Origin of the sequence: Dactylosporangium fulvum, from assembly GCF_025137375.1 — a bacterium.
Lineage (GTDB): Bacteria > Actinomycetota > Actinomycetes > Mycobacteriales > Micromonosporaceae > Dactylosporangium > Dactylosporangium fulvum.
Genome location: NZ_CP073720.1, coordinates 568,548 through 580,000, shown reverse-complemented (window position 1 = coordinate 580,000; position 11,453 = coordinate 568,548). Strand labels below are relative to the sequence as shown.

7 protein-coding genes and 1 rRNA gene (1 of these 8 only partly in view) are annotated in these 11,453 nt (G+C 72.1%); 1 reads left to right on the top strand and 7 read right to left on the bottom strand.

The features are described from left to right. The 5 genes from Dfulv_RS02700 to Dfulv_RS02680 all read right to left on the bottom strand — a co-directional run. Window positions 1-284 (bottom strand): 16S ribosomal RNA (locus Dfulv_RS02700); it reaches 1,231 nt to the left of the window's first position. 701 nt (window positions 285-985) lie between these two features. Then, window positions 986-1,165 carry a hypothetical protein gene (locus Dfulv_RS02695; RefSeq protein WP_259861015.1) on the bottom strand — a complete coding sequence of 60 codons (180 nt, stop codon included), beginning with the start codon at window positions 1,163-1,165 and terminating at the stop codon, window positions 986-988. A 44-nt stretch (window positions 1,166-1,209) separates the two neighbouring features. Further along, window positions 1,210-3,732, bottom strand: coding sequence for a CHAT domain-containing protein (locus tag Dfulv_RS02690; protein ID WP_259861014.1), 2,523 nt, complete (start codon window positions 3,730-3,732; stop codon window positions 1,210-1,212). 10 nt (window positions 3,733-3,742) lie between these two features. Further along, the gene (locus Dfulv_RS02685) at window positions 3,743-6,496 is read right to left on the bottom strand and encodes a CHAT domain-containing protein (protein WP_259861013.1); all 2,754 of its coding nucleotides are present in this window, start codon (window positions 6,494-6,496) and stop codon (window positions 3,743-3,745) included. 26 nt (window positions 6,497-6,522) lie between these two features. Beyond that, window positions 6,523-7,530 carry a hypothetical protein gene (locus Dfulv_RS02680; RefSeq protein ID WP_259861012.1) on the bottom strand — a complete coding sequence of 336 codons (1,008 nt, stop codon included), beginning with the start codon at window positions 7,528-7,530 and terminating at the stop codon, window positions 6,523-6,525. 403 nt (window positions 7,531-7,933) lie between these two features. Between Dfulv_RS02680 and Dfulv_RS02675 the strand changes: the two genes are divergently transcribed. Further along, a complete protein-coding gene (locus Dfulv_RS02675; RefSeq protein WP_259861011.1) occupies window positions 7,934-8,551 on the top strand; it encodes a helix-turn-helix transcriptional regulator in 618 nt (205 codons plus the stop codon). An 80-nt stretch (window positions 8,552-8,631) separates the two neighbouring features. Here the strand turns inward: Dfulv_RS02675 and Dfulv_RS02670 are convergent, their stop codons facing one another. Further along, a complete protein-coding gene (locus Dfulv_RS02670) occupies window positions 8,632-8,865 on the bottom strand; it encodes a hypothetical protein (protein ID WP_259861010.1) in 234 nt (77 codons plus the stop codon). Between the two features lie 41 nt (window positions 8,866-8,906). Then, window positions 8,907-11,441 (bottom strand): caspase family protein, encoded by a 2,535-nt coding sequence (locus Dfulv_RS02665; RefSeq protein WP_259861009.1) that lies wholly within the window; start codon window positions 11,439-11,441, stop codon window positions 8,907-8,909. Between the last annotated feature and the right edge of the window lie 12 nt (window positions 11,442-11,453).

Sequence of the window (11,453 nt, the reverse complement as noted above, 5' to 3'; positions counted from 1 at the left end):
CGGCTACCCGTCGTCGCCTTGGTAGGCCATCACCCCACCAACAAGCTGATAGGCCGCGAGCCCATCCCAAGCCGAAAAACTTTCCACACCATGTGATGCCACACGACATGAATATTCGGTATTAGCCCCCGTTTCCGAGGGTTATCCCAAAGCCTGGGGCAGGTTACTCACGTGTTACTCACCCGTTCGCCGCTCGAGTACCCCGAAGGGCCTTTCCGCTCGACTTGCATGTGTTAAGCACGCCGCCAGCGTTCGTCCTGAGCCAGGATCAAACTCTCCAACAAAAACTTGTCGGTGAATCAATCACCCGGCAACAAACATGTTGTCACCAAAGGAATCCCAGACACGACCATCCACAAAAGGACAGACCGTGCCACGGGGTATAACTTCAATTGGCACTGGCTTAACAAGCACCCTGTTGAGTTCTCAAACAACCAACACACACCGCCGAACCTCACCGTTTCCGGCTCAGCCCGCCCGGGGCATTTCAAACCTTACTTGATTCGGTCGACTTCGCAAAATCGGCGATCCTCGCGGATCAATTTGCATCGCCCGAACTTCCCCACACAGACGTACACCTAAATCAGTGAAGTCTTTGTCGGGAGGCCCTGCAAGTCGGCCGGCGATCGCTTAGCGACCCATCCGCCCGGTTCCCTGCTGGCCGTGTAACTCTACTCGGTCGTTATCACCCCGTCAACTCCGTGTCTCCGGAGTTTTCGGCGTGTCCCGCCCGTCGCTCGGCACGGAACATTACAGCAGCCCCGTGCCGCCACCAAATCGGCGCCAGAGGCTGCCAGCGCAGGGCCAGCCGAATGGATCGGGCACAGGCAATGCCCTGATAGAACGCGGCCGCGAACCGGATGGCCGTGTCGTCCCGCCCATGACCGCCTCGCACCGCGAGCCGATGCGGAATGGCTTGAGCGCGACGCCGGACGGGTCGAGCGACGTGATGACGGAGGCTCGCGACGCGCAGCAGGAATGACCGTCAGGCTCCCTGGGCGGGCGGATCCTCGGCGTCGATCAGCCGGCGGCGCTCCTCGACGGTCTCCGTGACCGACTCCGGCGCCGCGCCGGCAGCAAGCGCCGCTTCCCGCAGCGCGGCGAACTCCGCCTCGATGAGGCGGGCGAGCTGATCGCGCTGCTCCGGTGACAGTTCATCGGCCATATCACCTCGAGGCTAACAGCCTTCACGCACCTGGGGTGCGGAGTTCAGCGCCCCAGGTGGCACAGGGCCGACCAATGTTCGCCGGTGACGTTCCACCCGGGCGGCAGGTGCGGCGGCACGGCCCGGTGCGGGTCGCGGGTCCACTGCCGGACGGCGTGCACCGCCGCGGCCGGGTCGAGTCCCTCGTCGACGAGCTTGGTGTGCAGCATGAACATCATCGCCGACGCGGCCGGTGCGGGCACCGGGCGCAGCCAGCCGACGACCCCGGTCATGCCGGCGTCGAGGAACGCCGCCGCGAGTGCCTCCGTGCCCGGTTGCCCGGCGCTGTCCGCGGGGAGGACGACCAGTCCGCCCGAACCGGCGTCACGGATCTCCTCCGGGGTGAGGCGGGACGGTCCGGCGAGCTGGAGGCTGTCGGTGATGCCGCAGCCCAGGTGCAGCAGCGAGGTGCCGGGCAGCCGGGCGAGCACGTCGGCGGCGGTGCCGGGGCCGTCGATCTGTTCCACCGTGTGGCCGAGGCCGATCGAGTGGGGGTGGAAGATCCGGCGTAGCACCATCGCCTCGACGGTGGCGGTGTCGCGGTCGCCCAGCGGGTTCGCGACGAAGACCACGGCGTCGGTGACGGCCGGTGGTCTGCGCCCGGTGAGCGTCACCACCTGCCGCCCCGACGACACGAACGACACCACGAGCTCCGGCGCGGTTGCCTCGGCCCACAGGAGGCGGTCGGGCACGTCGGCCGCGGCGACGAGCAGCCGCCGTGGGCCGTCGCCGACGGCGGCCAGCACGGTGCCGACGACTGCCGCCGGGTCCGGCGTGCCCAGGTCGCGCAGGCCGTCGGCGGTGACCAGCAGGACCCCGGCGCGACCTTGCGGGTCGCCGATCGGGTGCTGGTGGACCAGGGCATCGGCGCCGACAGCTCGTACTGCCGCCGCGACCTCGTCGACCGAGGCCACCGGCCCTTCCGCGGCCGCCGCTTCCAGCACCGCGAACGCTTCGGCGGCCCGCCCCTGCGCGAGGAGCACGCCGGCGCCTCGGCGGGCGGCCGGATCGCGTCGTGCGGCGTCGACCGCCACGGCGAGCACCTGCCGCCACGGGTAGTGCTCGGGCACCGCGTCGATCCGCTCCGCCAGTGTCTCGGCGGCGGCACCGCACCGTGACCTGGGTGCTGTCGCGGCCCGGCACAACGCGCGGAGTGCCGCCGCGACCGGGTCGCCGGGAAGGGCTCGGGCCCGGACGGCGAACCGGTCCGCGACGTCGGTGAGGCCGTGGCCGAGCGGATCGGACGGGTCCAGGAACGCGCCGAGGGCGCCGATGACCGTGGCCGCCGCGGGATGCTCGGCGGGCAGGCACTCGGCGGCGGTGACGAGCTCCTCGATCCCGGCCGCCGGGGCGCCGTCGAGCTCGTCCTCCGCCCAGCCGCCGCGGTCGAGGCGAGCGCGCAGTCGGAGCGCGACGGCCAGCACGAACCGGTCGAGGCCGGCGACGGCAGGTGCCGGGCGGCCGCCGCCGTGGACAACGGTCGTCGCCATCGCCACGAACTCGTCGACGAGGTCGGGTGCCGGTGCCGGGGTGCTGGGCTCCAGCAGCGCGGAGACCGCCAGGTGCACGGCGCTGGAGTCCTCGGGTGGTTGCCCGCCGGGGATGCCACGGACCAGGTGCGTCACCACGTCGAGCAGGGCGAACCGCAGCGCGTCGACGTCCACGCCGGGCGGTTCCGGCGCGTGCTGTCCCGGCGGCGGCTCGGGTGCCTCGTCCGCCGGCTCCTCGGTGCTGTGGACGACGGTGACCGGCTGGTCGAGCGGATCCATCCGGGCGAACGCGTCGATGTCGAAGAGGCTGTGCTGCGGCACTGCGCCGGGGGCGGTAGTGATTCCGTCCCCGCCGCCGGCGGCCCGGATGGACTCGTGCGTCTGCTGGAGCTTCGTCGCGAGCGTTGCCACACGCACGATGTCGAGGCCCGCACCGTGGGTCCCGTACCACTCCTGCAGCGTCTCGGCGAGGGCGAGCAGCGTCTCGACGCCCCGGGAAATCTCGCCGCTGATACCTCCGGCGAGCACCAGACGCAGTTCGGCAACGGCCCGGTCGGCATGGGCCTTCCCCGGCAGCGGTGCCGGGGAAGGCATGAGGCTCACCAGGTCGGCGGGCGACCGGGGCCCGGCCACGGCGCGGCTGAGGCTGAGCTGCGCGATCATGATCCGGGCTGACGCGACGCCGGCGGGTGGCAGTTCCGCGGTGAGTGCCTCCTCCAGCAGCATGACGGCGGCCTCCCGGTCGGTGTCCGGGCCGCCGTGTGCGAGGTGCCGGCTGCCGCGGTGCAGACCGAGGTCGTACGCGACCAAGCGGCGCCACGGGTCGTCGGGCTGCATGAGGTCGCGCGCCTCGGTCAGCGCCGCGATGGCGCCGTCGAGGTCGGTCTCGCCGGTCGGCTGGCCTAGTCCGGTCCGCCAGTAACGGCTGGCGTGGGCCTGGGCCACTTCCAGCAGCGGCCGGCAGCGTGCCGGTCCGGTGAGTCCGGCCAGCCGCGCGCGCAGCCTCTCGATGGTGTCGTCCGGCGTGTTCATCCGCATCGCCGGTCCCTCACTGTCCACCGTGGACGAATCCGGCCCATGCCACCACGCGGGCCGGGTCGGCTTCGGACAACTGACGGACGAGCGGGCGCGGCATCCCGGCCGGGGGTCGCCGGTCGGGGTCGAGCATCCAGAGCTGTGCGCGGCGCAGCGCGTCCCAGACCGGGCGCTGCTCGGCCATGCGGAAGTGGTGGAACATGTACATCAGCACGGAGGTGTCCCGGTCCGGGACGCTCCACTGGGTCGACAGCACCGAGCGGACCCCGGCGGCGAGGAATGCGGTGCCGAGGCTGAACGCCTCGTCGTAGCCGCGACCGGAGACGCCGGTCCGGCAGGCGGCGAGCACCACGAGGCCGATGGCCCGCTCCGGTGCCCGGGCCAGCACGGTCACCAGTTCCTCCGCGGTGAGCCGGTCGCCGTCGGCGTCGGTTGCCAGCAGCAGGTACGAGGTGGTGTCGGTGTCGGCCGGCTGGATCATGCCGTGGCAGGCCAGGTGCAGCATCGCGCCGGCTGCCGGTCGGGTGGTCGTCAGCCATTCGCGGACCTCGGCGGCGGTGCCGCGTCCGGACCGGCTGGGCGAGCCGTCGGCGCGGCGGCCGATGTATCTGGCTCCGGGATAGAAGGCCTGGTGTACGGCGTAGGCCTCGACGCGGGCGGCGGACAGTTCCGGTGCGCGGCCGCGGGTGTCGGGGTCGCCGACGACGAGTCCCACCGGCAGCACGGGCACCGGTGCGGCCGCCGCCGACCGGCAGAGCATCCGTGCGGATGCCGCCTGCGAGAACGCCGCCAGCTGCACCGCGTAGGTGCCGTCGCCGCGGCGGGCCGCCTGCCAGGGTACGCGGGCGAGGTTGCCCTGCGGTACGAGCACGATGCGCGGCAGGCGGTGCCTGGGCGCCGGTACCTCGGGGAGGTACCGCTCGACGAGCGGTCCGATGGCCGCGCGCCAGGCCCAGTCGCACAGGGTGTCGAGGCTGACCGTCATCGTGTCGGCGCTGACGTCCTGCGCGGCCAGGTCGCGGGTGGACATGCTGGCGAGCAGCCGCTCGACGTCGATGTCGTCGTCGAGGGCGAGGTTCGGCAGCGCCATGAGGCTCGGCGGGCCGTCGGCCGGGACCATGACCGCCCAGCCGGTCGCCGCTGTCGTGGCGGGCAGCAGGTAGACGAGCGCGTCGGCGTCGAGGCCGGCCAGCGCGGCACGGATCTCCGGCAGGTTCGGCGGGTCGAGCAGCCCGGCGGGACGGCCGCCGTCGGCGTCCGGTTCGGCCGACAGCGCGGCCAGCACGTCGGCGCGCAGGTCGGTCGGGATGTCGCCGGGCTTTCCCGCGGATCCGTTCGCCGCCAGCCGCCAGCGGGTGGCGAGGCCGCTCCGGCCGATCCGTTCCAGCCGGGCCGGCACGTCGAGGAACTCGGTCGCGGCGAAGAGGACGAGTGCACGGCCGGCGTCGAGCGCTTGGACGGCGGCGGCCGGATCGTTGTCCACCAGGCACGACCGGGCGATGTCGACCGCGCGGCCGGCCGCGTTCCGGGCGGCGACTGCGGCGGCTGCCGCGTCGCGCTGCAGCAGCGCGTCCCAGGCGTAGCGGCGCATGCCTTCCAGCGCGATGCGGCGGGACCCGGCGGGTCGGCCGCCGCGGCGGTGCACCCAGGCGAGCATGTCGTTGATCCGCGCCCAGTCCTTGTTCTCCGGGCCGCGGGCAAGGCGGCGGGCCTCGTCGAGCACTTCGGCCGCCTCGGTCAGGTCACCGACCCGGCCGGTCAGCTCGACGCGCTGGATCAGGCCCAGTGCCAGCGAGACGAGGACGAACACCCGCTGCGGGTCCTCGGGTTGCAGTTGCGCCGCCGAGCGGCGGAAGCTCGCCACGGCGGCGTCGATGCGGCCGGGGTCCGTCCCGTGGTCCCCGATGAGCTCGGCGGATCCGGTGAAGGTGTCGAAGAACGCCCGTTCGGCCACGGAGGCGCCGGGATCCTGCGGCCGGTTGCGCAGCGCGTCGAGCTGCTCGTCGGTGAGGCGAGCCTTGGGCAGCTCACCGTCCGCGTCGGGACGCATCGCGCCGGTCACCACGCCGGTGTTCTCCAGCGCGGAGCGCAGGTCACCGTCGGGCAGGTGTTGCGCCGAGGCCATGAGCCGTTCCTGCGCGGCCCACGCCGTGGCCATGTCCCCACGACGGTGTGCGGATACGAAACCGAAGGCGTGCTCGAGCATGTCGGCGTACACCCCCTCTCCGGGCGCGTTCGCCAACGTGGCCCGCATCGCCGCGATCTCCTCCGGTAACCGGCGCAGCGCCGCCTGATCACCGGCGTTGACGGCCTGCATGACATCCAGTCCGGTACGCAGCATGGCCCGGAGCTGGTCGAATTGCTTGCTGTCGCCGCCGTAGCCGACCGCCAGGGCCCCGAAGGCCTCGTCGAACTCGGCCAATGCGGCGCGGGTGTCGACGAGCGCACCATCGGCTGCGGTGCGCATGACCGCGAAGGTTCGGGCCACCGCCCGCAGCCAGGGCCACTCCGGCGCCGCGGGCGGGTGGCGATCGGCGAGGCCGAGCAGGTGGGCGAGGTGCCGTGCCCGCCGCGCGCCCGCGGACGAGCGTGAGCGCAGGGCCACCACGACCAGTGCGGCGGCGAGTGCGCCGGTCGTGGGCCGGTCGGCGGGGAGCCGGCGCAGGTCGGCTGCGGCGGCGTCGAAGTCGCCGCCGAGGCCTGTGGCCAGGGCGGCCACGATGGCGGCGCAGCGCGCAGTGGTCTCGGCGACCGTGTGTTCGTCCATCGCGCTCCTCCCGGGTGCGGGCTGGTTCAGTTGGTGGGGCGCGGGTCGACGATCTCGAGGGCCGCCGAGGTGATCCGGTCGATGACGGCCGGGTCGGCGAGCAGGGCGAGGACCCGCTCGCCGTCGCCGGGGGTGGTGCCGGGGGTGCGGTCCATGTCCTCGGCGCCGGTACCGCCGCTGAAGACCTGGACCACGACGGCGCGCACGGCGTCTCTCGGGTCCTCGCCGTTGGCGAGGCGGCGCTCGATCGCCCGTACCGCGGCCGCGGCCAGGTCGTGCAGGTGGGCGTCGTCGGTCTCGTGCCGTTCGGTCAGCGGGAGATGGTCCGTCTCGTCGCGATTGGGCTCCGGCTCGGAGCGCGGTGCCGACAGCACGGGGGCCTGCTTCCTGCCGAGTGGTCGCTCGACGAAGTTCGTGTACCAGGTACGGCTCTGCCGCATCGCGGTGAGGACGGTCTCGACGTCGGCCGCGATCGTGGTCTCGTCGCCGGTCAAATCGCCGGTGACGGTCGCGCGCAGGTCGGCCCAGGCGTTGAGCGGCCAGAGGCCGGCACCGGCCGCCACCGGCACGCCGACCCAGATGAGCAGTTCGACGGCGAGCCGGGTGAGCCAGGGATCGTCCCGCAGGGCGCGCGTCAGCCACTGGGGCAGCCGCGGGCGCTGCAGTGCGCCGCGCTCGCCGCGGCGGCGCCGGTGGGCGTCCACCGTCGCGGCGTTGATCCGCCGCGTGATCCAGCCCTCGAGGTTGAGGATGGGCACTTTCGCGTTGCGCAACAGGTCCTCCAGGACGGCCTCCACGTCGTCCTGGAACCGGTCCAGGCAGTCGGGGCGCAGCCCGGAGACGGAGGAGGCACAGATCGGATGTCCGCGCTTGATCTCGAAGCCGCGGGTGTGCCGCTCGAAGACGAGCTGCCACACGATGTCGTACGCACCGCCGGTGAGCCGTGCGTACTCGCTGCCGGTCACGTCGACCGCCCGGTCCGCGAGCACGCCGCGACGGGCCAGGTCCCGCACCAGATCCGCCGAACTGGGCACCCTGCAATTCCTTCCGCGTGATTTGACGCCCAGCCTGCCCCAGGGCACATGCGGCGGCAAAGAGCATTACGCAAAAGATCCCACCTCGGGAAGCCAAGCGAATGCGTTCGGCTCCATGGCATCGACCGGTCGGTGCGCGGGCCGGCTGATCGGGTATCGGCCGGCAGCCGTTGTCATTACCTACAAATCGGCGCCGATGCGTCCGGAGACCTACGCAGATCGACGAACGACGACTTCATTCCGGGAATGGGGTCGATAGTCTGGCACGTTGCTGCGACACCGGCCCGGCGCGCCGCGTCTAAAGAAGATCATCTGTGCCCCTACGTAGTTCGACACATGTGCCGGGTTCGCTGGATCGAGAGCCTGGCTGCGTACCTCTTTCGAGCGACGAGGGAGCAAGCCGATGACCGTTACGCGAGCGACAGCCGAGCCGGAGCCGGAACCGCCGTTCACGAACCTGGACCAGCTGGTGAACCACGTGTTGACCAGCGCTGTCGAGCCGGCCACCCGGCGCCTGCTGCACACCGCGTCCAACGGTGACCCCGCGCTGCTGCGCGCGCTGGTCATGAGCGGTCTTGCCGACGGCACCCTCACCTGGCAGGCCCGCCGCTGGCGCTGGGTGCCGGACCTGTCCCGGGCGAGCCGGATCTCGAGGCTCATCGAGAGCCGGGCGGCCGGGATGCCGCCGCAGCAGGTGGCGGCGCTGCGCATGATCGCTGCCGCCTGGGCGGAGCCGTTCGCGGCCGTCACCCAGATCCTCGGCGACCGGCCCGTGCCGGACGCGCCGGGCACGGCGGTCGGGCTGACGCGGCGGGAGCGGGAGATCCTCACCATGCTCGGCAACGGGCTCAACGCCCGTACGATCGCTCAGCGACTGTGCCTGTCGCAGCGGACCGTCGCCAAGCATCAGGAGCGGGTCTACCGCAAGCTCGGCACGTCGGACCGGCTCACCACCGTGCTGCGGGCGCAGCGGCTCGGTCTGCTCAAGCCGGCCGCGCCCACCCCCGGTGACGAGTCCTGACCGTCCGTACGCATCCCGCACGCAGTGGCCCGGGCGCCCCCACCGGTCGCCCGGGCCGCTGCGGTTTCTCTCCGAGGTCGCTACGAGATCTCGCTGGGGCGCGAGTCGCGGTCCAGGTCGAGGTCCACGACGACGGTCTCGGCGACCCGGCCGTTGAGATACACGGTGACCGGGCGGTTCTCCTTGTCCAGCAGGGTCAGCTGCGCCGTGGTGGCGCTCTCCATCGCGGACTTGACGCTCTCCACGACCGAGGTCAGGTGCTGGGCGTCGATGGCCCACTCGGACTGACCGATCAGGATGCGGTTGCGGCTCATTTCCGGATTCCTTTCTGGGGAAATTTCTGAGGGGAAGGCCGTCAGTCGACGGCCTCGACGGTGAACGAGAACGAGAAGTCCTGTGCTCGGCGCAGCGACCCGTCGGCCGGGTGCCGCCCCACGCCGAACCCCTCGTGGGCCAGCAGTGACGTGCGGTACAGCCCGATGCTCTTGCCGACCGCACCGAGCAGCAGCTTGTAGGCGACGTTGACGACGACCGCCCCGGCGCCGACGGCGGCGACGGCGATCGCCGCCTGCGGCGCGGCCAGGAACAGCCCGGCCAGTTGGGCGCCGGCGGCCTGGACCTCCTGGTCGACGAGTTCCTGCCGCATGAGGTCGCTCAGGGCCAGGCTGTCCTTCGTGTCGCGGGAGACGAAGACGGCGACGTCCAGGAAGTCCGTGGCCGGGCCGAGGTAGACCAGCAGGTTGTCCAGCGGCAGCCGGTAGTCGTCGCGGACGTTGGAGAACCGGGCGGTCTGTGCCGTGTACACCGGGGTGGTCGGCCGGGCGGCCTCCGGCGGCGTCCCGCCGGTGGTGACCACGGCGTCGACTCGGATGTCGGCGCCGAGGAGTGCCCGGTTGCGGTGCACGACGAGTTCGCCGAGGCGCACCGCGACCCGCCGCGGTGCGGCGCCGCGCGGCGTGAACAGCCGCACCGACCGCTCCGGCCGGTCATCGATCTCGAACACCACCTCCTCGGCTTTCGGCGCGGGCACGGGTGTCACGTCGAAGTCGATGAACCGCACGGTGTAGCGCACCGGCGGCCCGCCGACGGGGGCGAAGTCGCGGACGCCCCCGACCGATATCTGACGGACAAGCTGCTCCAGCGCCGACTTGTCCGCGGTGCCGCGGCGAGCATGGATGCCGTCCTGATCGAGCACCCCGAAGTTCTGCGGGGTGTCGACGACGAGGACGAGCAGGCTCTCCGGGCGGGCGTCGGTGAGGTCCACCCCTGCGGGCCATTCCAGGGCCACACCGTCGAGCGTGCCGAGCACCTCGTCGTAGCCGAGGACGTACTGCTGACCCGGCTCGAGCCGGACCCCGGCGGGGCTGAACCTGGTCAGCAGCGTGATGCGCCCGCCGATGCCGATGTCGACCAGCGACGCGTAGAGCGGACGGTTGCCGTCGTTGCGGACCCGGACGAACACCCGTTCGCCGGTGTGCAGCACGTCGCCGAAGGCGGGCAGCGGCTGTTCGGTGCCGTCGACCACCCGCCCCCACTCCACGGTGACCGGGTCCTCGAGCTTGAAGCGGGGGTCGTCGCGCAGTTCCCGCAGCAGCGCCGCGCGGGCGAGCCGGACCAGGTCGCCCCGGACGAGGGTGGCCTGGTGGATGCCGGCGGGGCGGGGCGGGTGCAGCGGGCCGACCCGGTCGCGGACCGTCATGCCGCCGTCGGCGTCGATCGTGACCTCCGCGACCGCCGGCTCGTCGGGCTCCGCCGGCCGCAGCAGGGCCGTCGGACCGAGCTGGCTGAGCAGGTCGGCGGTGCGCGGGTCGTCCGCGGGGATCGAGACCGGCACCTTGGGCGCCATCGTTCGGGTGCGGAACGCCCGTGCGCCGACCGGTACCTCCGTCCAGCCGTCGTGCAGGGTGGCCTGGGCGTACGCGGCCATCGTGCCGAGGCGGTCCACCACGGCCGTGCCCACCGCCGACGCCTGGTCGGCCTCCGCCGCGCCCGGCGGCATGATGGTGAACTCGTCGCTGACCTGGACGCCCAGCAGCGGCGCGACCTCCAGGGTCACCCGCTCCGGGTTGGCGCCGCCGACGACCCGCAGCGCACCGACGGCGTCCTCCACCTCGACGTCGAAGAGCAGCCGCGACGACGGCCCTTCCGCCTCCGGTCGCTGCTCGGGCGTGAGGGCGAGCACCGAGCGGCGCACCCGGTCCATCAGCGCCGCCCAGGTCACCGGCAGGTCCCCGGCCTCGGTCAGGGCTTTGGTGAACGCCTCGGTGAACATGCCCATCCGGGCGCCGGTCGCGGTCGTGTACTCGAAGGCGGACTGCTCGGGCGCGCAGGCGACCATCCGTACCGCGTGGTCGTTGCCGAGCGGCCGCCACAGGTCCCGGCGCGAACCGCTGCGCAGTTGGCCGGTCACGTGGTCGTCGAGCCACTCGAACGGGTAGTGCAGTGCTTTGACCTGGTAGTCCGGCTTGCGTGACATGTGGGCCGAGTGGCAGCAGTCGAGCATCACCGCCACGTTGTGCGTCTTCTCGGTCAGCCGGCCCAGCAGCATGGACAGTTCCACGGCGGTGATCCCGCGGAAGTCGCCCTCGACCGACTTGTCCAGGTCGGTCGGCACGATGAACTGCACCGGCGGGCGGCCCCGCGCGGCCCGGGTCGGCAGCGATCGGCCGCCGTGACCGCTGTAGTAGACGAAGACTGAGTCGTCCGGCCCGGCCTGGGCGATCAGTTGCTCGTACGCCTCGTAGATTCCGGCGCGTGTGGCGTCCGCGGCGACGCACCTGGTGATCGTGAAATCGCGCTTGCCCAGCACCTCGGCGATCGCCGCCACGTCGTGCTCAACACCGGAAAGGCCATTCGTCTGCGAGCCGATCAACAACGCTTTCCGTGGCATGTCGCCCCCTGA

What these genes read in the sequence shown, in the direction of transcription:
- Dfulv_RS02685 (WP_259861013.1), bottom strand. Translation starts at nt 6,496, where the DNA reads ATGGACGAACACACGGTCGCCGAGACCACTGCGCGCTGCGCCGCCATC.
- Dfulv_RS02675 (WP_259861011.1), top strand. Translation starts at nt 7,934, where the DNA reads ATGACCGTTACGCGAGCGACAGCCGAGCCGGAGCCGGAACCGCCGTTC.
- Dfulv_RS02665 (WP_259861009.1), bottom strand. Translation starts at nt 11,441, where the DNA reads ATGCCACGGAAAGCGTTGTTGATCGGCTCGCAGACGAATGGCCTTTCC.
- Dfulv_RS02695 (WP_259861015.1), bottom strand. Translation starts at nt 1,165, where the DNA reads ATGGCCGATGAACTGTCACCGGAGCAGCGCGATCAGCTCGCCCGCCTC.
- Dfulv_RS02670 (WP_259861010.1), bottom strand. Translation starts at nt 8,865, where the DNA reads ATGAGCCGCAACCGCATCCTGATCGGTCAGTCCGAGTGGGCCATCGAC.
- Dfulv_RS02690 (WP_259861014.1), bottom strand. Translation starts at nt 3,732, where the DNA reads ATGCGGATGAACACGCCGGACGACACCATCGAGAGGCTGCGCGCGCGG.